Raw genomic sequence first — 23,581 nt, forward strand, 5'->3', positions numbered from 1 at the left:
CTCATAGCAAACCGGCGTCTACGCGGGGTAGCGCTTGATGTTGCCGTCGTAGATCGACTCACCGTTGCTGTAGACGGTGAAGTTTGCGATCGCCTGCACGCGGCGTGCGGAGGTCGCGGTGTTCGTCAGCGTCGTGGCGTACGTCACGGGAGGGTAGGGCAGCACGGCGGAGCCGTTTGCCGGAACCACGATCGGCTTCGGCGCGAGCAGGGCGAGCTCGAGGTAGCCGGCCTCATTGGCGACGACCGACCAGGTGTATCCACCGCTGGTGATAGTGCTGCCGATCGGCGAGCCATTGAACTGGAACTCGGCGTCGGCCACGGGGCCGGAAACCTGGAAGGAGACTGACGCGTCGTCGATGTCCCAGCCGGGGCCGCTGTTTGAGACGGTAGCCGAACCGCCGAACGCGGCGTTGACGCTGCCACCCACGGCGTTGTTGCCCACCGTGAGGTTTCCGTTGTTCGAGACACCGATGCGGGTGTTGACGTTGTTGATGCTCGCGGCGGCGAGCGGGGTGGCGACGGCCACAGCGATGACGGGAGCCGACCAGGCTCCGGCCTTCATCAGGGTGCGGCGGCTCATGCCCCGCTCTTCGGTGTTCTTGGGCTTCTCGATGGTCATTCTGCTCCCCCTAAGGCGCGTTTTAAAGGTGAGCTGCATCCCCACCGTCCGGGTTGGACGAGTACAGCCCTGTCAGCTTCGGCTATTCAAGAGGCCCGGCCGCGCCAGGGCACGAGCCCCGACGCACTCGGTATCAATCTCGGCGCATTCGGTATTGCTCCGCGCTCTGGCGGCGCACCTCCGCCGGTGACGGATGCCCGGTCGCCGCCATCGCCCGCGCGAGACTCGACCCCGTCGAGAACCCGGAGTGCCGCGCGATCTCGCCGATCGAGAGCTCGTCGTAGTCACGTGTGCGCAGCAGCTCGAGCGCGTGCTCGATCTTCTCGCGGCGGATCTCGCGCTCCACCGTGGTACCACGGGACTGGAAGACCCGCTGCAGCTGGCGCGGCGACAGGTGCACGTCACGCGCCAACCCGGCCGCGGTCAGATCGGGATCGGTGCGCTGCGCCGCGATGATCGCGAGCGCCAGGGCGAAGGTCTCCGGCGCCGTGGGCGCGCCGACCGAGCGATGCGCGTCGACGAGCAGGCCCACGATCATCTCCTGCAGCAGCCGCTCCAGGTAGTAGTGCGCGACGCTGCTCTCGGACTCCGCCGGCTCGAGTGCCGACAGCATGAACGCGCGGATCGGCGCGATCAGCTGCGAGCTCGCGCCGTCGACCACCAGCAGGCGGTCGCTCGACATGGCGGCGTGCAGGAGGGCCGACGGCAGCGTCGCCGACACGGTCGTCGCTCCCCCGGCGCTCACGACCGAACCGATCAGCGCATCCGACAGCACGAACGCGTCGCCCGTGCGCACCTCGGTGGCCGACCCATCGGGCACGGTCACCTTCACCGTTCCCGAGGTGACGATGTGAATGGCGGTCACCGGATCGGGCTGGCGCCAATGCGCCGTGAACGGCACCGGAGAGTCGAACAGATGCCGCTCGACCGTGACCGAGCCGTAGAGCACGCGGGTGCGCCGGCGCGGGGGTGGGTCGACGGCCTCACTGCGGGACGGTCGAGCACTCACGTCCCTTAGAGTGACAGGTGTAGATCAGGCTCGCCCTAGCAAGCGCTCAGTTTTCTGCAAAGATCTGCTCAAGATGGCACCTCGACGCATCCGTTAGCCTGAGGATGTGACGACCACGGGAGAGCAGGCCACCGCGCGTCCGCCCCGCAGTCGGCTCCGGCGCATCACGGGCAACCCCTTCGTGCACCTCGTCGCCGCATTCCTCGTGCTCGCGCTCGTGCAAGCCTTTCTCGTCAAGCTCTACTACGTCCCGTCCGGCTCGATGGAGCAGACGCTCGACACCGGCGACCGCATCCTCGTCAACCGGCTGGCCTACCTCGGCGGCGAGCCCGTCACCGGCGACGTCGTCGTGTTCAACGCGTCCGCCGCCTGGGACGGCGAAGGCGCCGAGCCCAGCTCCAACCCGCTGAGCGCCGCCTTCCACTGGGTGGCCGGCGCCCTCGGCATCGGGCCGAGCGGCGACCACACCCTCGTCAAACGCGTGATCGCAGGGCCCGGCGACACCGTGTCCTGCTGCGACGCCGAAGGCCGAGTGCTTGTGAACGGGGAGCCCATCGACGAGCCGTACGTGTTCGAAGACCTCGCGTTCGCAGCCGGCACCCTCGACTGCGACAGCGTTCCCGCGTCGTCGCGCTGCTTCGACGAGTTCACCGTCCCCGACGACCGCTACTTCCTGCTCGGCGACCACCGCTCGGTCTCCAACGACTCGCTCGGCTCCTGCCGCGGGCTCCCCGGGCCGATCGACGACTGCGTCAAACTCGTGACGCGATCCGACATCGTGGGCCGGGTCTTCCAGATCGTGCTGCCGTTCGGACACTGGGGTCCCGTCTGAGCGACGCCACAGGTACACTTGTCGAAACCGACATCCACCAATCGAGGGGGAAACGATGCTCGGCAACCTCAACGGATGGCATCTCGTCATCATTCTGGTCGTCATCCTGTTGCTGTTCGGCGCAACCCGCCTGCCTGCTCTGTCGAAGAGCCTCGGCCAGTCGATGCGCATCTTCCGCAGTGAGACGAAGGCCATGAAGGACGACGACGCCAAGGCCCAGGTCGCCCCCGAAGCACCGGCCGCGCCCGCTGCAGCAGCACCGGCTCCTGCTGCCGCACCGGCTCCCGCGGCCACACCGGCACCGGCGCCGGTGAGCACCGAAGCGACGACCTCCACCGACGCCAAGTCCTAACCGACGGTGACCCGCATCGAGCGCGCGCCGCGCAGCGCCCGCGCGCCCAAGGCGATGACGCCGGGCGGCACGACAGCGGGCAGCAAGCCGAAGACCAAGACGAAGACACCGAAGGCCAAAGACGGCCGGATGTCGCTCGGCGCGCACCTCGTGGAGCTGCGCAAGCGCCTGTTCCTCGCCGCGCTCGGCGTGGTGGTGGGCATGATCCTCGGCTGGATCGCATCCGACTGGGTGCTCAATGCGCTGCGCGTGCCGATCGAGCAGCTCGCCGCCGAACAGGGGCGGGTGGCGAGCCTCAACTTCACCGACATCTCCTCGGCCTTCGACCTGCGCCTGCAGATCGCGTTCACCGTGGGCGTCGTCATCTCCTCCCCGTTCTGGCTCTACCAGATCTGGGCCTTCCTCATGCCGGGGCTCAAGCGCAAAGAGAAGCAGTACGCGGTGGGCTTCGTGCTCTCGGCCGTGCCGCTGTTCCTCCTCGGCTGCGTCGCCGGGTGGCTGGTGATGCCGCACATGGTGGTGCTGCTCACCGGGTTCGCGCCGCAGGACACCACCGCGCTCATCTCCGCACGCACCTACTACGACTTCGTGCTGAAGCTCGTGCTGGCCATCGGCATCGCCTTCGTCCTGCCGGTCTTCCTCGTGCTGCTGAACTTCGCCGGGGTGCTCTCGGCGAAAGCCATCCTGAAGTCGTGGCGCATCGCCATCCTGGCCATCACCCTCTTCACCGCCATCGCCACCCCGGCCGCCGACGTCATGTCGATGTTCCTCCTGGCGATCCCCATGGTGCTGCTGTACTTCGGTGCGGCGGGCATCGCCTTCCTCAACGATCGCCGGCGCGCGAAGCGTGCCATCGACCTCGACGCAGAATTGGCCGTGTGACCCCATGAGCGAACAACCCGACCTCACCCGCCGCACCGTGCTCGCCGGAGCCGCCTGGTCGGTGCCCGTCGTGGCCCTCGCCGTCGCCACCCCGGCCGCCGCCGCGAGCGCGACCGTCACCGTCACCTTCGTCGCCACTTACATCGAGCTGCGCCGCTCCGACACCTTCGCCGCGCTCATCGCCATCACGAACGACTCCGACACGGCCGCAGCGCCCGAGACCCTGCAGGTGAGCCTCACCGGGCTGCCGACCAGCGAGGACGACTTCGACGTCGAGTTCCCCGACAGCGCCACGATGGCCGACGACCAGAACTCGTCGCTCACCGTCGACAACACGGCATTCGTCGCGACCGACCCGAGCACCGGCTCGATCGTCATCACCTCCGAGAGCCCGATCGCGCTCGCCGCTCACCAGACCGTCGTGATCGGCCTCTACTTCCGCCGACCCGCCCGCAACCCCACGCGCCGCATTTTCGTGATCGCGGGTTCGTTCAGCTTCGGCACCACCACGGGCGCCGTGAGCGGCACCACCGTCGAACTCACCGACGAGCCGGGCTAGCCTCAGCCGCGCGCCCAGCCCCGGATGACCGGATCGCCGCACTCCGCCGCTTCGCCCCACAGCCGAGCCGTGAACTCGTCGCCTGCTTCGGCGCCGCTCGGCTTCACGATCGTGATCACCGGTAGCGCCGCTTCACGGTGCCCGGCGTCGAGCGCCGCACGCTGCAGCTCGAGGAACACGGGCCCGACCGACGTCACCGTCCACCCGTCACCGAGCGCGTCGCCCTGGCTCAGTCCATCGGCCCGATACCCGGGCGACCACCGCAGGGTCAGTGTCAGCACACCGGATGCCGGCAGCGAACTCCCCCGCGCCAGCCGCACCAACCCGTTGCCGAGGCTCACACTGGCGGCATCGCTCTTCGCGTTCACCGCGAACTCGGCACGGAACTCCAACGGGCTGACGATGCCGGGGAGGGCGTCGCGCTGCCCGCCCGAGGCGCGCGAGACGACTGCGGCCGCCCAGGCCGCGACGTGCTCGAGATCGGTCCGGCGAGCCGCGTCGGCGTCGTCTTCGGGTGCGGAAAACGGGGTGGTCACAGGGTGCTCCGGGTCGTGGGTAGGGGCGCACGTTCCGCGGGCGATCGGGTAATTCGCCGGATGATGGAGGGCACCGGGTGTCGTTAGAGAACATACCCCACTTATGTGGTACAGCCTCGTCGCCACTCGTTCCAATCCGTCGACAACAGTAGAATCAGGGGGCCGCGATTGCGCGGTCGGTGGGGGCTGTGGAGGCAAGGTGGACAACGCACGAATCCCCCCTGGTGGCGCCCGCGCCGCTCACGTCCTGCTCGACGCCGTGGTGTCGCAGAGTTCGGGCCAGACGGTCGAGGCCAACGTCGCCGCGATGGTGACAGCGCTCTCAGCGCTCACGCTCGACGACTCCGCCTCCCCTGAGCAGGCGCCCTCGGCCAGCGACGTCGTCGGGTCCGCGGTGGTGTGCATCTCGTGGCTGGCCACGCGACTGGCCGATTGCACGGGCCGCGACGTCGAAGACGTGATCGTCGACCTGCGCGGCTTCCTCGAATCGGTCATCGATCCCGAGAACTGACCGACGGTCGGCGGGATGCCCGTCAGCGCGCCGGCGCGCCCCGCACCTCTGATGGGGTGCGATAGCCGAACGCCTCGAACGCACGCCGCAGATCGGCCGCATCCGCGAATCCGCTGTGATGCGCCACCTGGGTCACGCTGAGCACCCGGTAGGCCTCGTTCGTGAGCATCGAGACGGCCAGGTCGGCGCGCTGCCGGCGGATCTCGCGCGACGGCGTCGAGCCGATGCCGGAGAACACGCGCTGCAGCTGCCGCATCGAGATGTTGAGGGCGTGGGCGAGCGTCGTGGGGGTGAGGGTCTGATCGGTGCGGTAGGCCGAGATGTGGGCCATCGCGCGGTCGAGGATGCCCAGGGTCGGCCGGGCGAGACTGGCAGCGCCCCGGCTCTCGAGCATGAGCGAAGCCATCATCTCCCACACCAGCTTCTCGATGAAATAGGCGGGCAGGCGCTCGAGCTCGTCGTGACTCTCCATCACGCCCACCAAGAACTTCTTCACCGGGGCGAGCACGGCCGAGTTGCGGATGTGGCCCACGTTCCCGGGTTCGCCCGCGTACTCGTCCACCGCGGCGAGCGGAATCGCGACCGCGAGCGCGAGGCCGCCCTGCGTGGAGAACACCGAGTACCGGCGATGAGCCACGAAGTAGACCGACTCGTCGGGTCGCACCACGCGCTCCTCGCGGGCGTCGGTACGCACCACCACCGTGCTCTCCAACGGAAACAGCACTTCCACCGACGGCTGCGGCGTGGAGCGGCAGATCTTGCGCAACGGCGCTCCCTGAGCGGGCACCTCCAGCAGCGACACCTCCGTGTCGCCCACCTGGAGGTTGCTGCGCAGACCGGTCTGACCGGCGCGCAACGCCATCGGCCGACGATTCGTCGACTCCCCTGGTGCCATCTCCCCATCCCCTTCGAACACGTGGTGCGTTACGACGTCCTGGTGGGTGCCGGCACCACCGACGCGACAGCGTCCGCCAACCCGATGACCTCGTCGAGGCCTTGCGCCGGCCCCGCCGCCACCGTGCGGTCGGTGCCGAGCAGCACGGCGCTCGGCACGCCCTGGATACCCGCGGCCGCCATGAGAGAACGGTAGCCGTGGAACCGGCGCCCGCCATGCTCGAGCTGCGGGTACCGGCCGGCGAACTCCTCCGGTGTCTCGGAGGTGAGCACGGCGACCTCCACCGCGTCGCCCAGCCGCTCACGCCAGCCGGGCATCCGCTCCGCCACCTCGGCGCACGGTGTGCAGTGCGCCGAGAGCAGCACGAGCAGCACCGGGCGATCGCGCGCCACCCCGGCGAGCTCGACCGAGCGGCCTGCCGCATCGGTCACCTCGAGGTCGGGCACCGGCCACGCCGCCACCGCCGCCGACGGCGTCACCGGAGGCGCTGCAGATGCTGCGGTAGGGCGAGGTGCAGCGCCCGCCGAGAGCGCCCCTCTTCGGGCCCGCAGGACGAGCAGCACCGTGAGGGCGGCAGCGAGTGCGGCCGTCGTCACCCCGAAGAACACCGCCCAGTCGGCGAGCGCGAACCCGCGCATCCGGAGCACCGCACCCTCACGCGAGCCCACGGTGACCGCCACCGCACCGGCGAGCAGCAGCGCATTGCGTGCCACCGCCAGGGAGTCGATCGGCCGCGTCGACTGCACGCCGAAGCACGCGCACACCACCTGTTCGCCACGCGCCACCACACCCAGTGTCAGTGCGAAGAAGACGAGGAAGAGAGCGGATGCGCCGAGCGCCGCGACGGTGAACAGCGGCGCCGGCGCCAGCGCCAGTGCGACACCGACCACGATCTCGACGATCGGCACGGCCACCGCGACCCCTCGGCGGCGCACCGCTCGAGGCACCCGGAGCTCGTCGAAGGAGCGCAGCAGTTCGGCGGAGTGACCGATCTTCAGCGCACCGCTGACCACGAGCACGAGCGCGAGCGCCCATTGGATGAGCACGACCAGTTGCGATGCCACGGTGCCTCCACACCCCAGGGAAGACGTCGATCGGATGCCGAAGGCCGGGCCCCGCCGTGAAGCGGGACCCGGCCGACAGGGTGCACCGGATCAGGTGGTGGAGCAGAGCACCAGGGTCGAGGTGACCGAACCCGCAGGCTTGGCGCCCGTGGCCACGTAGCCGGTGGGCAGCGTGGTGGTGCCGTTCAGCGTGAAGGCCACGGTGATCGACAGCGTGGTGCGGAAGGCGATCGTCGCCCCGGCCGGAACCGCCGAGGTGAGGGTGATGAGGCGGCTGGTGCCGCTCAGCACGCTGACGGTGGCGGTGCCGCCGGTGACGCTGAACACGCCGATGTTGGCAACGCCCGAGCCGTTGATGAGAACGGTGGTGCCGGCCGGGATCGGCTCGGTCGGGCCGGCGGTGAGCGTGAAGCCGGGACCGAGAAGGCCGAGCGTGCCGCACGAGCCGTTGAGGGCGTAGGCGCCGAGGTCGACATCGGAGGCCGCCGCGGCGGGCGTCGCGACGGCGAGCGCGATCACCGGAATGGACCACGCGGCACCCTTCATGATGGTGCGACGTTCGAGCGTGGGCTCGACCTCGGTGCTGACGGAGTCCTTCTTGAGCATACTTTCCCCCTGAATAGGCGTAAGAACGGGCTGCGCATTGGGGGCGACCCCAACCGCTGCATCAGCCTCGCCGCTCGCGCCGAGTCACCGCCGGCGGGGACGCGATCCTGTCGTTCTCGTGACGTGTTGCGTCGCGAAATCGACGTTCAAGTCGTCGACGCATGTCGGATGTCGGGGGTGTCGGTTACCATTCGGAGATGGGGAATCTGCACTACGAGAGCACCGACCGTGCGATCGTCCACACCGGCGACATCGAGAATCCGATCGCCCGGCTCTATCTGCTCAAAGACGGGTGGCACGCGAAGCTCGCCAACCTGCACACCCGGCAGGCCTGGTCGGGCCCCTACCCGAGCCCGGAGGCCGCCGTCGCCGAGTTGCTCGGCAGCTCAGTCGTCGAGTGACTCCGGCTGCGGCTCCACCGGGGCGTCGCGCTCGGCCTTCAGGCCGCGCAGCATCGACATGGTCGCCTCGGCATCGAACTCCGGGTCCGGCTCGAGGAACCGCTCGAGAATGGCCACCAGAGCGATCGCCGGCAGCGCCCACTCCGGGTCGCCGGAGGTGATGGTGGCGGGGCCGCGGTAGCTCGCATCCACCACTCCCGGGTTGCCGAGGTGCCGGAGCCCCAGCCCTTCGACCATCGCCGAGATGACGACCGCGTACGGCCGGTAGTCACCGTCCCATTCGGGGCGGATGCGGTAGCCGAGAATGGTCGAGAACCACTTGTGGAACTCGGCCATGCGCTCGATGAACGAGTCGCTGCCTGCCCGCAGAGCTCGCTCGATCTCCTCCCGCGCCGATGACTCCAGGTGGCTCAGCAGCGTCGCCGAGAGCCCTACGTACGACTGCCAGGCGACCGACGCGATCACCGCCCGGTAGTTGTGCTCCAGCGCGACCCGGATCACCTCGTACATCACCCGCTGGCGCTCCGCCGCGTCCCCCAGGCGATCGATGTTCTCGAACAGGATGCGCTCGCTGATCTCGAGCGTCTCGGCGTCGGCCAGGCGGGTACTCGTCTCGGTCGCGATCTCGATCAGCAGATCGGAGACGAACGCCTCCTTCGAATCCCACAACCGATAGGTGGAACTGCGCGGGACACCGGCCTCACGGATGAGGTCGTCCATCACCAGGTGCTCGAAACCGATGGTGAGACCGATGCCCTCCACCCGCTCGAGCGCCGTGTCCAGCACCCGGCGGCGCACCTCGGCGGCGCGGATGCGGGACCGACGGCGCGCTACATCTCCCGAGCTCGACTGTTCGGCCACCGACTGCACCCCCAGACGACTCTCCGACGACACGACCTCCCGGGTTCATGGAGGCGCGTCGCTGTCCACTGCCAACACTAGTGAATCGCCGAGCCGGAACCGTCACGCGGCGTGCCAACTCACCCGCGAATCCACCCCCGCTTAGCTCAGGCGGTCGATGTCGAACTGCACCAGCAGCGTGTCGCCGGTCACCTGCTCGCTCGCCCGCCGGAACATCAGCCGCGCCATTCGGATGAACGGCAGCACTTCGGCGCGCAGGGCCCGCACGTCGTCGGAGCGGCAGCGCACCACGCCGAAGCGGTCCTCCTCGCCCTCCACGAGTTCGAGCGTGATGCCATCGGGAGCGGCGTACGCCGAGTTGCCGAGCGCGATCAGGAGGGCCCGAAGGGTGGCCCGGTCGTCTTCGTGCAGTCGCGGCGACAGGCCCGACTCGTCGATCAGCGCCGCGACGTGGTCGCCCAGCGAATCGGCCTGGCGAGCCTCGACGATGGCGGCGTGCAGCGTCTGCGCGAGCACCCCGGCGCGCACCCGGTCGTCGACCGTCAACACCCCGCTCTGCCGCACGCGGGCCAGGAACGGCACGATCTCCTCACGGAGCGGCCCGATCGAGCCCACCAGGTCGTCGTCGACGAAGGTGCGCCGGAGCTCATCGAACTGGCGCTCACGACTCTCCGCCTGGTCGAGACGCTCGGCGTAGATGCCGAGCAGCAGCTGCCGGGCATACGCCACCGAACCCAACCCGAAGGCCAGCGCCGGCGCCGCCGCGACCAGCACGATCACCGCGCCCGGGATGCCCGGGTCGAGACTCGTGAACGAGTGCAGCACCGCCAGCATCGCCGCGAGCGCCGTGGAGATGGCGGTGTAGGTGCCCAGCTCGGTGAAGGTGCGGAACGGCGCAGCGGCCATCAGCACCAGCCCGATCGTCACGAGACCCCAGTCGTCGCGGATCGCGACGTTGGTGCCGAGGCAGCTGAGTGAATTGAGCACGGTCGCGATGGCGACGAGGGCGTAGGCGACCGCGAACCGGTCGTTCGTGACGCCGAGGTCGAATCGGAACGCGCTCCGGATGAACCAGGCGTAGCCCGCGGCCAGCAGCACGACGGCGAGCACCGCGAGCGGCCAGGACGAGATCTGGCTCGTCGTCACCACCGTGAGCCCGACGGCACAGATGAGGGAGACGGCGGCCACCACCACGAGGAACCCGCGCGCGCTGATCGCAGCCAGCGGATCGAGTTCGAGCGCCGTGAGCGTGCGCGGCGGCCGCAGCACGCGTCGAGCAGCGGCCGGCAGCTTGCGGTCGCCGCTCACGACGCACCGCTCGGCACGGTCATGAACACCGCCGTGCCGGCCCCCGGATGCGACCAGATCTGCACCGAACCCCCGATGTCAGCGATCGGGTCGACCACGCGGTACCGCAGCCCCTCGCTGTCGTCGGCGGTCTCGTTCACCTCGAACCCCACACCGGAGTCGGAGACCATCACACTCACTTCGGAGCGGCTCGACATCACCGAGATCTCCGCCTCCCGCACGCCGGAGTGGCGCAGCACGTTGTCCAGACACTCGGCGATGCCACGCTCGAGGCTGCGCGTTGCGGCGAATGCGAGCGTATTGATGTCGGCGACGTCACCGGTCACCCGCACGGTGAGACCCTTCTGCTCGGCGTCGCGCACCAGCCCCACCAGCGCGGGCACGGTCGCGAAAGCACGCGTGGCCGACCCGCCCAGCCCCGGGGCGTCGAGAATCAGGCGCACGTCGGCGAGGTTGGCCAGATCGCGATCGAGCGCCTGCCGGTGGGCATCGCTCAGCTCACCCGGATCGCTCGACGACAGCGAGCGCAGATCGTTCAGCACTGTGTCGTGCAGCCAGCTCGAGGCCCGGGTCGAGAAGCGGCCGATCGCGACATCCCGCTCCTCGGCGAGAGCCGCACCCGACATCAAGGCGGTACCGCGCGCGGCGTCACGGCGGCCCAGCCAGAGCGAGGTGACGAACAGGCTGAGCGCCACGAAGGCGGCCAGCACCGGCACGTCGGCGGCGAGCGGCATGCCCTGCTGCCAGGCCGCGAGCTGAACCCCGCCCGGGCCGAGGATCAACGCGAGCGTGCCCAGCACGAGCGCGCGCGGCAGGGAACGCCCCGAGACACCCACCACGAGCACCGCGAACTCGGGCATCGAGAGCAGCACGAAGTCGCTCGACGGAGTCGGAGTGGGGTCTTGCACCGCTATCTGGCTCGTCACCAGCGCATAGGCGTACAGGCCGGCGCAGGCCAGCACGGTGAGGAGCACCGCCACGGCGAACCGGCGCACGTGCAAGGCGCCCACGACGGCGGCCCCGGTGATGGGCAGGGCACTCACGCCGAGGAGTATCTCGGCGCGCCCGGTGACCGGGATGAACAACGCAGCCGCCGCGATGGTGGCCGCGAGGAAGATGCAGGCCAGCCAGGCCCCCGCCCGGGCCAGCGCCCGGCTGGTCGCGACCCCGTCGACATCCGCAGCGATCTGCAGCGTCACGAGAGGTACCCGTCCTCCGCGGCGCGCAGCACGAGATCCTGCTTCTTGTCGGCCAGCCGCCCCTCCGCCGCATACTGCTCGCGGATGCGCTCCAGCGCGTTCTTCACGGCCTGGATGTTGGTGCCGAGGATCATGGCGACCTCCACCGGACTGTGCCCGGAGGCGTACAGCCGCAGCGTCTCCTCCTCCTCCTCGGTGAACCGGATGCTCGGCGCCGCGCCGCGCACGACCTGCCGGGGCGCGTCATCCCAGGCACCGCGTGCGCCGCGGGCCGGCACGACTCCGAGCACCGACCGCGCGGTCTGCACCAGCTCGCTCGCGGGGCGGGTCTTCGAGACGAAGGCGGCTGCACCCGCATCCAGCACCCGGCGCACCGAGTCGGGCGCGTCGAGAGCGCTCATCACCACCACCTGGGCACCCACCGAACGGCAGATGCGGATGCGCGCCTCCACCGAGATGGGCTCCTTCAACTGGAGATCCATCACGACGAGATCCGGCGGGAATCTCGGGTGCCGCGCCATGTCGACCCAGCCCGACGAGCGGATCACGACGTCGAGGTCGGCGGCGTGCGCACCGATCCAGTTGGTGAGCCCATCGAGGATCATTTCGTGGTCGTCGACGATGCCGACCGTATACGGCCGGCCGGCACCCGCGTTCACGACCCGATTCACCCGAAACCCCTCTTTGGATGATAACCACGGCGGGATCGCCCGGTCCAATCGCGGGGCGAGCGGTCGCGCGCTGACCTGAGCGGTAACCTCGATCCATGAGCCCGGGGAGCGACGCTGCAAAAGCCGACCGCCGTGCGCGCATCGACCGGGCCGTGTTCCAGTCGCAACTGCTGCTCGCCGCCGCCCTTCTCCTCCTGGTCTGCGCCGCCTACATCTTCCAGCCCGACGCGGTGCTCGACTTCCGCTTCTTCGGCGGGGTGGCCGTCGTCTTCGTCCTGACCGGAGCCGCCGCCGTGGTGCCCTGGTCACGGTTGCCCCGGCAATGGATCGCGCTGCTGCCGATCGTCGACATCATCGCGATCGTGGCGGTGCGGCAGGGCAATTCGTCGCTCGGCGCCGGACTGCTGCTGGTGTTCCCCGTGATCTGGCTGGCGGGCTACTTCGGGCTCACGGGCGCGGTGACGAGTGTGGTCATCTCTTCGGTGCTGCTCTGGACGAGCGCATTCCTCGTCGGCGACCCACTCACTCTCAACAGCATCCCGGGCTTGCTCGTGCTGCCCGTGACGCTCGCGTTCATCGCCACCACCACACTCACGACCACCAGCAGAACCAGCGCGCAACGGGGCCTGCTGCGACAGCAGGCCGACCTGCTCGAGGTCGCGCTGCGCCGCGCCCGCCGGCAGGAGCAGACCCTCGACGAGGTGCTCAACGCGGTGACCTTCGGCGTGGTCGCCTTCGGCAAAGACGGCGTCGAGTCGATCGTGAACCGCGCCCACCGACAGTTCCAGACCCAGTTCGGTCTCCCCGAGACGAGCGTCGAACCGCCGGTGCTGTACCAGCCCGACCGCACCACGCCGTACCCGGAGGAGGAGCGCCCGTTCCACCGGGCCACCTCCGGCGAGCGCTTCGACGACCTCGTGGTGTGGCTCGGCGAGCCCGGCCAGCACCGCATCGCGCTCTCCGTGAGCGCGCGGCCGCTCACCACGGCCGAGGGCGACCCCGACGGCGGGGTGATGGTGTCGCGGGACGTGACCGCCGAGATCAACGCGATCCGGGCTCGCGACGACCTCGTCGCATCCGTCTCCCACGAATTGCGCACACCGCTCACGTCGATCCTCGGCTACCTCGAGCTGGCGCTCGACGACGAGACGCTGGATGCCTCGACCCGCTCCATGCTCGAGGTCGCCTCGACGAACGCCGACCGGTTGCTCGCGCTCGTCGCCGACCTGCTCACCGCGGCGAGCGAGAAGGACCAGCAGATCGTGATGTCGTTCAACCAGTGCGACCTGGCCGAGATCGCGGCGCAATCGATCCAGGCACAGCGGCTGGCGGCATCCGAACGCGGCATCGTGATCGAGAACACCATCACGGCGCCGGTGCTGCTCGAGGCCGACGGGTTCCGGCTGCGGCAGGTGATCGACAACCTCATCTCCAACGCCATCAAGTACAACGTCGAGAACGGCACGGTCTCGGTGGGGGTGCGCGGGCTCGACGGGCACGTCGAGCTGACGGTGAGCGACACCGGCATCGGGCTGAGCGAGCTCGAGCAGACCAAGTTGTTCGAGCGCTACTTCCGGGCCGAAGGGGTTCGACAGTCGACCATCCACGGCTCCGGGCTCGGCCTCACCATCAGCCGCGACATCGTGCGACGGCACGGCGGCGACCTCGTCGTCTCCAGCGCGCTCGGCGTGGGCACCACCTTCACCGCGACGATCCCGCGCTCGCGGTAAACTCCGACTCACGCACCTAATCGATCGAGGGGGTCTCGGGGTATGGCACTCGACCAGGGCACCCTGCTCGTCGTCAGCGGGCTCGTCATCATCCTCTGCGGCATCTCGTTCGTCCTCAACACCGCCATGCGGCGCAACGACGCGTCGGGTCGGCTGTGGAGCATCTCGTTCATCGCGGGGATGCTCACGGCGCTGTCGTTCCTCGTGTGGGGCGTGTCGCCGGCGCTCTGGTGGGTGCTCGCGATCGGCAACACCGCCTACGTCATCTCGGTCGGCGCCATCTGGTCGGGCGCGCGCGTGTTCAACGGGCGCAAGAGCTACTTCTGGGTGGCGCTGGCGGCGGGTGGCCTGGTGGCGCTCTTCACCGGGCTCGAGGGCCCTGGCGGCGGCATCTGGACCGGCTCCACCGGCCTGTTCATCGGCATCGCCGTCTTCGCCGGGCTGGGCGGTGCGGAGACCATCCGCTCCCGGATGCGCCGCAACCTCAACGCGCGCGTGCTCAGCTTCTGCCTGTGGATCGTGTGCGCCTTCTACGTGCTGCGCAGTTCGATCTTCGTGACCCTCGGACCGCTCGATCCGATCTTCACGACCTACTTCAGCTCGCAGATCACGACCATCATCACCATGCTGCTGGTGCTGCTCGGCACCATCTCGATGTCGATCCTGCAGGCGGAGCGCTCGGGTGCCCGGGCACTCGGCGACGTGACCGTGGGGGTGCACTCGGTGGTGGGCGTGCTCTCGGCGGCGCCGTTCATGCAGCAGTGGGCCGACTGGGTGGAACGGGCATCCTTCAACGGCGACCGGCTCGCGATGATCGCGATGGACGTCGACAACCTCCCGCAGATGAACACCGCTTTCGGGCGCACCTTCGGCGATGCGGCCATCCGGTCGGTGGCGCAGATCGTGCGGCACTACGCGCCCACGGCGTCACTGCTCGGGCACACGGGGGCCGGGCGGTTCGTGATCGTGGTGGTGACCGTCAACCCGAACGAGGCGGAGCGGCTCGCCATCCGGCTGCAGACGGCGCTCGTCGACGAACCGATCGACCCGCAGCAGTCGCTGCGCGCGACCGCGAGCTTCGGGGTGGTCGACACCGACACCTTCGGCTACAGCCTGCCCGCCCTCCGCCGCGCCCTCGACGACGCCACCCTCCGCGCCCGCGACGACGGCGGCAACCGCATCGAGCTCGGCCGCCCCACCCCCGCCGCCTAGCTGGGGGCGATTGCGATTGTGAGGGTGTCGGCGGCGGTCTGCTTGGCGTAGTCGGTGGAGCCGGGGGCCGTCTGCTGCAGGATCTCATAGGTGAAGTCGAGTGTGATCGACGTGGCCGCCGGGTCGAGGGCCGGGAGGATGAAGGTCTGCGTGTAGCTGTAGGGCGCCTTGATGTAGTAGCCCTGCGGCTGCGTCGACTGGTCGGTGATGGCGGCCGGGGCCGGCAGGTTGCCGGTCGGGCCGTTGACGGCGGGCGTCACCGACACCCTCGACAGGTAGATGCTCTGCCCGTCGTCGGTGCCGAGCGTGCCCTTGAGGGTGAAGGTGATGGGCTTGTTCGCCCCGGCCGTCCACTGGTCCATGCTGAGGGTCGAGTAGTAGTCGACGGTGAGCGAGATGTCGCCCGCCGTCAACTGGTGCTGGGTCGATCCGCTGGCGAGCTCGTTCACCACCGGGGTGATCGTGGCGGGCGCGGTCGGCGTCGGCGTGGCCGACTTCGTGGGGCCAGCCGACGCGGTGTTGAAACCGGGCTGGTCCCAGGGGGCCGTTCCGCAGGCGCTGAGGCCCACGACGAGGGCTCCTGCGACGGCCGCGACCCCCACGATTCCGCGTGTTCGGCCGGCTCGCGCCCCGTGCATCCGTCTCATCGGCCCACCCCTTCGATCACCCTGAGCCAATCTTAAGGTGATCCTGACGAGACGCTGGCGCATTGCCGCCGAGAACGCTTGGGCACGTGCTCCAGACTGAGGACATGCCAGAGATCACCAACCCGTACGTCACGGACCGCACCGGCCTCAGCGCCGAGTCCGACGGCCTCACGAACGACTTCATCGAGTCGGTCGAAGCGCTCCCCACGTACCGCCCGACCATCGGGTGCATCATCCCCGCGTACAACGAGGCGGAGTCCATCGGCGCCGTCATCGAGTCGCTGCTCACGCAGACCCGCCTCCCCGACGTCATCCACGTGGTCGTGAACAACACCACCGACGACACCGTAAAGATCGCGGCCCAGTACGCGGGCCCGCACCTCAAGGAGATCGACGGCATCGAGCAGTTCACCGAGGTCTACGTTCACGACATCGGCAAGAATAAGGACAAGAAGGTCGGCGCGCTCAACTACGGCTACCAGCTGGTCGAGGGCTGCGACTTCCTGCTCGGCGTCGACGGCGACACCACGGCGGCACCGGATGCGGTCGAGCGGCTCGCCGAGGAGATCTCGTCCGACAGCCGCATCGGTGGCATCTCGGCCATCTTCTCCATCGACGACAAGCCGATCAAGGGCTTCATCGCGAAGTTCCTCATCACCGGTCAGCGCTTCCAGTTCGCCGCGTTCAACATGCAGAACATGCTGAAGGGCCGCAACATGGCGGTGCTCGGCGGCCAGTTCTCGATCTTCTCCACCAAGGCCCTCCGCCAGATCATGGTCGAGAACCACCAGGACACCCCCTGGGTGAAGGACTCCGAGGTCGAGGACTCGCTGCTGTCGCTCCAGATCAAGAGCGCCGGCTACCTCACGAAGATCTCGGCCCAGGCCCGAGCGGATGTCGGTGGCATGACCACCCTCCGCGGCCTCGACGCCCAGCAGGTGAAGTGGAACTTCGGCGCCATCGAGCTGATGTGGCCGGGTCAGCGCGGCGACACCAAGGGGCAGCCCTTCCACCCGAACCTGCGCCTGCGCTGGCTCGAGAACCTCTCGATGCTCACCAACCTGGTGACGCGCGTGCTGTTCTTCATCCTCCTCTTCGCGTCGCTCTCCATCCACGCCTTCGTGTTCTCGCCGATCTGGCTCATCCCGCCGGTGATCGCCATCCTGCTGAACCTCCGCACGGCGCTCTCGATGCAGAACCGCAACGGCCGCGACATGTTCTTCGCGCTGTTCCTCTTCCCCGCCGAGATCTACATGTGGGTGCGCCTCGGCCACTTCCTGCGGGCCTGGACCAAGTTCCTCAGCCGCAAGCAGACCGACAACTGGGCCGCTCAGGCCAAGGCCGAGCGTGGTCGCGGCAACGGCTACCTGGTGCCGCTGGTCATCCTGGTGCTGGTGGTCGCCGTGATGGTTCTCGTCTGGTTCCAGCTCGACCCGTTCGTGCAGTCGACCATCCTCTGGATCGGCTGGCCGGTGCTCGGTGTCATCACCATCATCCAGACCCTCGGCATGTTCGCCAAGGTGCTGCGGCGCTACCGGGGGTACAAGGTTTGACGCCACCCCGTTACGTCGAACCGGACGTGACGCTCGCTCTCCTTCAGTCCATCGGAGACGCGACCAGCGGCCGGTTCGTGACCGACTTCATCAACCTCTGGGAGACCCGATCCCAGAGGTTGATGAACGCGCTTAACCGGAGCGACTTCGAGGATGCCGATGTCGTGCTGTTGAGCATCCGTTCGAGCAGCACCATGCTCGGCGCCTGGGCCCTCGAGGCCATCGCCGGCATGGTGCATTCGGCCGTGAAGCGAATGGACCTCTCGGCGAGCGTGGCCCACCTCAACCGGCTCCGCGAAGTGGGCGCGCAGACCTGCCGCGAACTGCTCGCCCTGCTGGAGCGCCTCAGGCCCGCTCAGTTCCACCCGGAGGTGGGCTGACCGGATGCCGTCACTCGTCTTCGGAGGCAGCCAGCCGGTAGCCGACCCCGCGTACGGTCTCGATCCAGCGCGGGGTCGTGATGCTGTCGGCGAGCTTGCGCCGGAGATTGGCCATGTGCACCTCGATGGCGCGCTTGTCGGCCTCGCTCACGAAGTGGGCGGTGACATAGCTCTCGCCGCGCAGCAGCAGCGCCAGGTCGGCCTTGCTGCGCACCCGGCGCTTCGACTCCATCAGCGCGTTCAGCAGATCGAACTCGCTGCGGGTGAGTTCGACCGGCACTCCGGCCTTCTCGGCCAGGCGCATCTCGGAGTTGACGAACAGGCCGTTGTGCTCGAGCCAGCCCTCCTCGGGGTCGTAGCTCTTGCGGGCGACGGGCTCCGGGGCGGCCGCGGCCGGAGCCGCGGGAGCCGCCGGGGCGGCGGCCGGCGTCGGCACGGTGGGAACGGCGGTGGCCTGGGCATCCGGCACGCTGGCGGCGGCCACCGGAGCAGCGGCGACCGGCGGGGCAGCGGCCGGCGCGGGCGCGGTCGCGACCGGAGCGACCGGGCCCGAGCCGTCGCTCGCCAGCACCTGGCGGGGGCGGCGCATCATGGCCTCGATGCGGGCGCGCAGCTCGCGCGGCCGGAACGGCTTCGTGAGGTAGTCGTCGGCGCCGGCTTCGAGGCCCTGCAGGGTGTCGATCTCTTCGTCGCGCGCCGTCAGCATCACCAGGTAGGTGTTGCTGAAGGTGCGGATGCGCTTGGCCGCCTCGAACCCGTCGATTCCGGGCATGCTGACGTCGAGAGTGGTGACCGTGGGGTCGTAGGCGCGCACGGCCTGCACCCCGTCGAGGCCGTTGCCGGTGGCCACGACTTCGAAGCCTGCCTGGGTGAGAACAGTTTCCAGCAGGTGGCGGATGTCAGCATCGTCTTCGATGATCACCGCGACGCGTCGTTCCGCTTGAGTGTCCATTGCCACGATCGTACCAACGGATGGGGATCTTGATGAGTGTTTCGCCGACCGAAGGAGCCCAGGTCGCGATCGTCAGCAACGACGAGATGTTCACCCTGGGCCTCCGGCACTGGCTCGGCTCGAACGACCCCGAGCTGCCGGTGGTGCTCACGGTGACCAGCTGGGGCGACCTCCTGCACGACGCCCGCTTCCCCACCGACCTGGTGGTGCTGGATGCGGCGTCGAGCACCCGCAACTCGGTCGAGTCGCGGGTGCGGACTCTCCGTGCATCCGGCACCGCGGTGATCGTGATGACGACGGTCGCCCTCGCCGACGACCCGCAGCGCGCCATCTCGGCCGGCGCCTTCTGCGTGCTCGACAAGAGCGTGCCCCTCGGTCTGATCGACGAGATGGCGCGCGGCGCGGTCGGCCTGCCGATCGTGCCGTCGCGCGGCTAGGGCGCGGTCACCAGCCGGCACCGGCCGCCAGCTCGAGGGCGCCGGCGTCCCACCACTCCCCCGCTGGGGGGCCGCCGTTGCAGGTGCCGTCGCTCTCGCCGGGGGGCTTCACCCACAGGTTCGCGTCTTGCGCCGTGCCCGAGGGGCTCGTCGAGGGCGTGGCACCGAGGGCACGGCCGGGTGGGTTGCACCACTGACCGTCGGAGCCGTTGCCGTTGCGGGAGGTGTCGATCACGTAGTGCGCGCCGTTCGTGAGCGCGGAGATCTGCTCGGCGTAGGCCTGCTCCCGGTCGGTCGCGTTGTAGTTGGAGACGTTGGTGGCGAAGCCCCGGGCGCGGTCGACGCCGGCGCGGTTGAGCAGGTCGGCCATGTCGGCCGCCGCGCCCCAGTTCGAGTGACCGGCGTCGATGTAGACGGTGAGTCCGGCTCCGGCGAGGGCGTCGACGGCTCCGCCGATCTCGCCGAGCCGCTCGTCGACGTTGTCGCACTCGGCGGCGAGAGCCAGCGCATCCGGCTCCAGGATGATCACCGCGCGGCCGCCGGTAAGTCCGTCGGCGATCTCCTGCACCCACACCGGGTACTGGCCGGCCGGGAGGCCGCCGCTGGATTGGTTGCCGCAGTCGCGGTTCGGCACGCCGTACACCGTGAACACCGGCACCTGGCCGTGGGTCTTCGCGTCCGTCGCGAGCCCGGCGACGTAGCCGCCCACCTCGCCCACCGGATGCTTCTCGGGCGTCAGCCAGACGGCGGTCGGCACGTCGGCGATGCGCCCGAACGTCGCAGCCTCGGCCTCGTCGCCCGCGTCGGCCGCTGCATCCGCCGCGGCCTGAGCCTTCGAACCGGGGTCGACGTAGAACGCCGTGCCGGCGAACGGGTTGTCGCCTGCCACCCCGCCGCGGGCGTAGATCGATCCGACCCCGACCACCATGGCGGCGAGCGACCCGGCGATCGCGACGATCGCCACGCCGAGGCCGACCCGCGGCAGAACCCTGCTCACAACGACGCCTCCCCCGGTCGGAATGCTCCACTCTAACCCGCGCACCCGCGTGCCGGCGGAAGCCGATCAGCCGGCCCGCAACCCCGCGCCCGAAACCGGGGTGGCGCGCGACACGGTGCCGGCGGCGCCGTAGGTCTTCAAACGCGACATCGTCTGCGCGAACGGCAGCGGGCGCCCGTAGAAGAAGCCCTGCGCGTGACGCACGCCGATGCCCACCAGCACGTCGACCGCATCCTGCGTCTCGATCCCCTCCACCACCGTGGAGTAGTCGAAGGCGTCGCCGAACCCCTGCAGGGCACGCACCACCTCACGCTGCCGGGTGTCGTCGAGGTTGTCGACGAGCGAGCGGTCGATCTTCAGGATGTCCATCGGGATGCGCACCAGCGCCCCCACACTCGACGCCTCCGACCCGTAGTCGTCGAGTGCGATCAGCATGCCGAGCTGCCGGAAGTGCTCCGCCTGCGCCCTGAGGTCGTCGTCGATGTCTTTCGTGGAGCGCTCGTTGAGTTCGAGGCAGAGCGAGACATCCGGGTACCGCGGCACGATGTCTTTCAGGAACGCCCCGACGTGCTCGTCTCGGATCTGCTCCACCTCGAGGTTGATGGTCATCACCGAGATGCCCGGCACCACCTTGCGGAACTCCCGGGCCGCCTTGAGCGAGGCCTCGATCACCTGCTTCGTGAGCAGGTCCATCCGGCCGAGGCCCTTCGCCTTCTCGATCAGCGACGACGTGGAGATGCGGCCGAGTTCCGGATGCGTGTACCGCACCAGCGACTCGAACGCCCAGATCTTGTCCTCCACCGTGTTGACGATGGGCTGGTAGACCACGTTGAGAATGCCGTCGTCGATGGCCTTCGCCACGATCTCGTTGATGCGGCTCGAGCGGTGCGGCGAGATGCCGATGCTGCTCTCGAACGCGGGCCCGCCTTGGCGGCGCGACTTCTTGATGGCGAGCATCGAGTGGTCGGCGTCGACCACGATCGACTGCGGGTCGGTCTCCTGATGCCCCGAGTAGGCCAGGCCAACGCTCACCAGCGGGCGGTACTCGCGCCCGCCGAGCGTGGCAGGGGTGCCGACGTTGGCCACGATGCGGTCGGTCACGGCCTTCGCCTCGGCGAGCGACTGCAGCTTGGTGAGGATGATCACGAACTCGTCGCCGCCCACCCGGGCCACGAAGTCGTGCGGCCGCACGCTCGCGCGCAGCCGGGTCGCCACCGTGGAGAGCACCTCGTCGCCGATGTGGTGGCCCTCGGTGTCGTTCAGCCGTTTGAACTGGTCGAGGTCGATGAACAGCACCGCGATGCCGGATGCGTAGGTGCGGTCTTCGTTCAGGCGTGCGAGAGAGCGCTGGAAGGCGTTGTAGTTGGGCAGCCCGGTGAGGGAGTCGCGATCGACCCGGTCGAGGAGGGTGTCGTAGGCGCCCCGCACCCGGGCGGTCTCGGAGGCGATGTGGCCGATGGCGTCCAGCGCCAACTCGTCGTCGGGCGTGAACGGTGCGCCGCCGTTCTTGCGGCTCGCCACGAGGTACTCGGTGGGCTCCACCGCGTCCTCCTGGTGCTCGCTCGACACACCCTCCTCCCCCGGCACCATCGACTCGGGGTTCAGCTGCGGGTCGGCGGAGTTGATCGCCGAGAAACGGGCGCCGATCTCGTTGCGGCCGGGTGGGGTGCGCCGCACGTCGAATTCGGCGGCGTCGATGGCCCGGCGCGCGAACTCGACCATCGTCTCCTTCGGGTCCTGCTGCACATCCCACGGCAGGGCACGCGCCGCATCGACCACCCCGCTGAGGCGCCGTTCGCTGTTGCGCGTCTGACGGCGCTTCGCCGCGCCGTAGAACAGCAGCGCCACGATGAGCAGGGGGATGGTGTCGCGGGCGAGGCGCAGCTCCTCCTCCGGCCCGTCGACGATGCCGAACAGACCGGTGGACGAGCCGTAGACGGCAATGGCCACGGCCGAGCAGAGGGCGAGCACGCCGAGCAGTCGCCCGGGACTCAGGGCCGAAATGCCGAAGCTGTGCTCGATGCTCCATCGGCCCCGGTCGCGCGCGAACTCGAGCGCGAGCACGATGAGCATGTAGGCCGCGATGCTCAGCACGATGACCGCCGGCGGGTACCAGCCGAGTGAGATCAGCCAGCGCGAGAGCGCCACGAACCCGATCCCGCCGAGGGCGGCGACTCCGGTCCATTGGGCCGACATCCAGACCGCGCGGGTGGTGAACGCGCGGGAGACGAAGTAGGCGATGACCCACAGCCCCACCTCGAGGCCCGGATTCGCACCCACTGTGCCCACCACCAGCAGAGCGCCGGCCACGCCGAACGGCGGCAGGCCCGTCACCCGGCCGATGGGCATCTGGTAGACCGCCGTCACCCCGACGCTGATGACGAAGACGACGCAGGTGATCCAGCTCGGCGGCCGGTCGGCCAGGCCCGCGAGGATGCCCGCCGCAGCGGTGGCGACGGCGACCACCACGAGCAGGCCGGAGACCACGGCGTTCGCCGTCGTTCGCTGCTCGGACTGCGCTGACATGCCGTGAGTTTATCCGCTGGCCGGGCGGAAGCGGGCGAGTGCGCGACACGGCGCGCGGCCGCGGCGTCAGAGCCCGAGCTGCGCCAGAGCCGCGTCCATGCGGCGCGCCATCTCGGCGTAACCGGCGTCGTTCGGGTGGAGGCCGTCGGCGGCCATCCACTCGGGGTGCCCTTCGATCCAGTGCGACGCATCCGGAATCCATTCGGCGTCGATGCCCTCCGCGCCCTGGCGAACGTGGTCGATCACCCACGCCACCGAGTCGGGGCGCTCATCGGTGTACCAGAACGGCTCCACGACGATGATGCGGGCGTCGGGGAGCTCGGTGCGGAGGGTGTCGAGGTCGGTGCGGATGGCGTGCTCGATCGCCTCGGCGCGCGCGGGCATCGAGAAGTTGTCGTTCAGCCCCATCGTCACGAACACGATGTCGGGGCGCTGGGCGATGATCTGCGGGATCTCGTCACTCGGCAGGTAGTCGGGCGGAGTGCTGGCGCGATTGTTCACGAAGCCCAGGCCGTTGACGCTGGGGTTGAACTCGGTCCACCCGCGCTCGGCCGCGATGATGCTCGACCAGCGGTTCGCGGGGTCGGAGGCACCGGTGCCGAGAGTGTAGGAGTCGCCGTAGAACGCGACGAGGGGCTGGGTTCGCGTGGCGGGGTCGGTGGCCGCGGGCGCCGCGGCCGACGCAGGCGCGCCCGCCGGGGCGGGCTGGGCGCTCGGCGCCGTGGTGACGACCGACAGCCCCACCATCACGGCGATCAGCCCCGCGGTGCCCGCGATCGCGGCGCCGACGGCGGCGATGCGGCGGGTTCGGGTCGACATGCCTCGTATTCGGTGCCCGTC

Annotated in this window: 26 protein-coding genes; 11 read left to right on the forward strand and 15 right to left on the reverse strand. The window is 69.4% G+C overall.

Annotated features, from left to right (window positions below; translation table 11 throughout):
- Positions 1-18: 18 nt before the first annotated feature.
- Positions 19-621: a hypothetical protein gene (locus tag AC3WLB_RS18810; protein ID WP_492508623.1), complete on the reverse strand. Its 603-nt coding sequence runs from the start codon at positions 619-621 to the stop codon at positions 19-21.
- Positions 622-754: 133 nt separating this feature from the next.
- Entirely contained in the window at positions 755-1,630 is an 876-nt protein-coding gene (locus AC3WLB_RS18815) for a helix-turn-helix domain-containing protein (RefSeq protein WP_492508625.1), read from the reverse strand.
- Positions 1,631-1,736: 106 nt separating this feature from the next.
- On the opposite strand from AC3WLB_RS18815, the gene lepB reads away from it, so the two are divergent.
- From lepB to AC3WLB_RS18835, 4 genes are all read left to right on the forward strand, one after another.
- Positions 1,737-2,462 carry a signal peptidase I gene (gene lepB, locus AC3WLB_RS18820; protein ID WP_492508627.1) on the forward strand — a complete coding sequence of 242 codons (726 nt, stop codon included), beginning with the start codon at positions 1,737-1,739 and terminating at the stop codon, positions 2,460-2,462.
- Positions 2,463-2,517: 55 nt separating this feature from the next.
- Positions 2,518-2,814 (forward strand): Sec-independent protein translocase subunit TatA, encoded by a 297-nt coding sequence (gene tatA / locus AC3WLB_RS18825; RefSeq protein ID WP_492508629.1) that lies wholly within the window; start codon positions 2,518-2,520, stop codon positions 2,812-2,814.
- A gap of 129 nt (positions 2,815-2,943) precedes the next feature.
- Entirely contained in the window at positions 2,944-3,696 is a 753-nt protein-coding gene (gene tatC / locus AC3WLB_RS18830) for a twin-arginine translocase subunit TatC (protein ID WP_031282841.1), read from the forward strand.
- 4 nt (positions 3,697-3,700) lie between these two features.
- Positions 3,701-4,255 carry a hypothetical protein gene (locus AC3WLB_RS18835; protein ID WP_492508631.1) on the forward strand — a complete coding sequence of 185 codons (555 nt, stop codon included), beginning with the start codon at positions 3,701-3,703 and terminating at the stop codon, positions 4,253-4,255.
- A 2-nt stretch (positions 4,256-4,257) separates the two neighbouring features.
- Here the strand turns inward: AC3WLB_RS18835 and AC3WLB_RS18840 are convergent, their stop codons facing one another.
- Positions 4,258-4,791 (reverse strand): hypothetical protein, encoded by a 534-nt coding sequence (locus AC3WLB_RS18840; RefSeq protein WP_492508633.1) that lies wholly within the window; start codon positions 4,789-4,791, stop codon positions 4,258-4,260.
- Between the two features lie 199 nt (positions 4,792-4,990).
- Between AC3WLB_RS18840 and AC3WLB_RS18845 the strand changes: the two genes are divergently transcribed.
- Positions 4,991-5,302 carry a hypothetical protein gene (locus AC3WLB_RS18845; RefSeq protein WP_492508635.1) on the forward strand — a complete coding sequence of 104 codons (312 nt, stop codon included), beginning with the start codon at positions 4,991-4,993 and terminating at the stop codon, positions 5,300-5,302.
- Positions 5,303-5,324: 22 nt separating this feature from the next.
- On the opposite strand, the gene AC3WLB_RS18850 is transcribed toward AC3WLB_RS18845, so the two are convergent.
- From AC3WLB_RS18850 to AC3WLB_RS18860, 3 genes are all read right to left on the reverse strand, one after another.
- On the reverse strand, positions 5,325-6,164 hold the full coding sequence (locus tag AC3WLB_RS18850) for a helix-turn-helix domain-containing protein (protein ID WP_492508637.1): 840 nt from the start codon (positions 6,162-6,164) through the stop codon (positions 5,325-5,327).
- Positions 6,165-6,226: 62 nt separating this feature from the next.
- Positions 6,227-7,261 carry a MauE/DoxX family redox-associated membrane protein gene (locus AC3WLB_RS18855; protein WP_492508639.1) on the reverse strand — a complete coding sequence of 345 codons (1,035 nt, stop codon included), beginning with the start codon at positions 7,259-7,261 and terminating at the stop codon, positions 6,227-6,229.
- 90 nt (positions 7,262-7,351) lie between these two features.
- On the reverse strand, positions 7,352-7,867 hold the full coding sequence (locus tag AC3WLB_RS18860; RefSeq protein WP_492508641.1) for a hypothetical protein: 516 nt from the start codon (positions 7,865-7,867) through the stop codon (positions 7,352-7,354).
- A gap of 197 nt (positions 7,868-8,064) precedes the next feature.
- Here AC3WLB_RS18860 and AC3WLB_RS18865 point away from each other — a divergent pair, with 197 nt between their 5' ends.
- Entirely contained in the window at positions 8,065-8,268 is a 204-nt protein-coding gene (locus AC3WLB_RS18865) for a hypothetical protein (protein ID WP_492508643.1), read from the forward strand.
- On the opposite strand, the gene AC3WLB_RS18870 is transcribed toward AC3WLB_RS18865, so the two are convergent.
- From AC3WLB_RS18870 to AC3WLB_RS18885, 4 genes are all read right to left on the reverse strand, one after another.
- The gene (locus AC3WLB_RS18870) at positions 8,254-9,129 is read right to left on the reverse strand and encodes a TetR/AcrR family transcriptional regulator (protein WP_492508645.1); all 876 of its coding nucleotides are present in this window, start codon (positions 9,127-9,129) and stop codon (positions 8,254-8,256) included. The two genes, AC3WLB_RS18865 and AC3WLB_RS18870, sit on opposite strands and share 15 nt — an antisense overlap.
- Before the next feature lie 141 nt (positions 9,130-9,270).
- Positions 9,271-10,437 (reverse strand): hypothetical protein, encoded by a 1,167-nt coding sequence (locus AC3WLB_RS18875; RefSeq protein ID WP_492508647.1) that lies wholly within the window; start codon positions 10,435-10,437, stop codon positions 9,271-9,273.
- The gene (locus tag AC3WLB_RS18880; protein ID WP_492508649.1) at positions 10,434-11,636 is read right to left on the reverse strand and encodes a sensor histidine kinase; all 1,203 of its coding nucleotides are present in this window, start codon (positions 11,634-11,636) and stop codon (positions 10,434-10,436) included. The genes AC3WLB_RS18875 and AC3WLB_RS18880 overlap by 4 nt, the downstream gene beginning before the upstream one ends.
- Complete coding sequence (locus AC3WLB_RS18885; protein WP_492508651.1) at positions 11,633-12,307, reverse strand: response regulator; 675 nt, start codon at positions 12,305-12,307, stop codon at positions 11,633-11,635. The genes AC3WLB_RS18880 and AC3WLB_RS18885 overlap by 4 nt, the downstream gene beginning before the upstream one ends.
- 95 nt (positions 12,308-12,402) lie before the next feature.
- On the opposite strand from AC3WLB_RS18885, the gene AC3WLB_RS18890 reads away from it, so the two are divergent.
- Both AC3WLB_RS18890 and AC3WLB_RS18895 read left to right on the forward strand, forming a co-directional pair.
- Entirely contained in the window at positions 12,403-14,037 is a 1,635-nt protein-coding gene (locus tag AC3WLB_RS18890; RefSeq protein WP_492508653.1) for a sensor histidine kinase, read from the forward strand.
- A gap of 42 nt (positions 14,038-14,079) precedes the next feature.
- The gene (locus AC3WLB_RS18895) at positions 14,080-15,249 is read left to right on the forward strand and encodes a GGDEF domain-containing protein (protein WP_492508655.1); all 1,170 of its coding nucleotides are present in this window, start codon (positions 14,080-14,082) and stop codon (positions 15,247-15,249) included.
- Here the strand turns inward: AC3WLB_RS18895 and AC3WLB_RS18900 are convergent.
- Complete coding sequence (locus tag AC3WLB_RS18900) at positions 15,246-15,896, reverse strand: hypothetical protein (RefSeq protein WP_492508657.1); 651 nt, start codon at positions 15,894-15,896, stop codon at positions 15,246-15,248. The two genes, AC3WLB_RS18895 and AC3WLB_RS18900, sit on opposite strands and share 4 nt — an antisense overlap.
- A 104-nt stretch (positions 15,897-16,000) precedes the next feature.
- On the opposite strand from AC3WLB_RS18900, the gene AC3WLB_RS18905 reads away from it, so the two are divergent.
- Positions 16,001-17,449: a glycosyltransferase family 2 protein gene (locus tag AC3WLB_RS18905; RefSeq protein WP_492508659.1), complete on the forward strand. Its 1,449-nt coding sequence runs from the start codon at positions 16,001-16,003 to the stop codon at positions 17,447-17,449.
- A gap of 26 nt (positions 17,450-17,475) precedes the next feature.
- On the forward strand, positions 17,476-17,829 hold the full coding sequence (locus AC3WLB_RS18910) for an Hpt domain-containing protein (protein ID WP_022897619.1): 354 nt from the start codon (positions 17,476-17,478) through the stop codon (positions 17,827-17,829).
- 10 nt (positions 17,830-17,839) lie between these two features.
- On the opposite strand, the gene AC3WLB_RS18915 is transcribed toward AC3WLB_RS18910, so the two are convergent.
- Positions 17,840-18,781 carry a response regulator transcription factor gene (locus AC3WLB_RS18915; protein WP_492508661.1) on the reverse strand — a complete coding sequence of 314 codons (942 nt, stop codon included), beginning with the start codon at positions 18,779-18,781 and terminating at the stop codon, positions 17,840-17,842.
- A gap of 32 nt (positions 18,782-18,813) precedes the next feature.
- Between AC3WLB_RS18915 and AC3WLB_RS18920 the strand changes: the two genes are divergently transcribed.
- Entirely contained in the window at positions 18,814-19,218 is a 405-nt protein-coding gene (locus AC3WLB_RS18920) for a response regulator (RefSeq protein WP_492508663.1), read from the forward strand.
- Positions 19,219-19,225: 7 nt separating this feature from the next.
- Here the strand turns inward: AC3WLB_RS18920 and AC3WLB_RS18925 are convergent, their stop codons facing one another.
- The 3 genes from AC3WLB_RS18925 to AC3WLB_RS18935 form a co-directional block, all read right to left on the reverse strand.
- The gene (locus AC3WLB_RS18925; RefSeq protein ID WP_492508665.1) at positions 19,226-20,215 is read right to left on the reverse strand and encodes a glycoside hydrolase family 6 protein; all 990 of its coding nucleotides are present in this window, start codon (positions 20,213-20,215) and stop codon (positions 19,226-19,228) included.
- Between the two features lie 66 nt (positions 20,216-20,281).
- The gene (locus tag AC3WLB_RS18930; RefSeq protein ID WP_492508667.1) at positions 20,282-22,741 is read right to left on the reverse strand and encodes a putative bifunctional diguanylate cyclase/phosphodiesterase; all 2,460 of its coding nucleotides are present in this window, start codon (positions 22,739-22,741) and stop codon (positions 20,282-20,284) included.
- A gap of 66 nt (positions 22,742-22,807) precedes the next feature.
- The gene (locus AC3WLB_RS18935; protein ID WP_492508669.1) at positions 22,808-23,560 is read right to left on the reverse strand and encodes an SGNH/GDSL hydrolase family protein; all 753 of its coding nucleotides are present in this window, start codon (positions 23,558-23,560) and stop codon (positions 22,808-22,810) included.
- Positions 23,561-23,581: the final 21 nt, after the last annotated feature.

It is taken from the genome of Herbiconiux sp. FW305-C-125 (genome assembly GCF_058783455.1).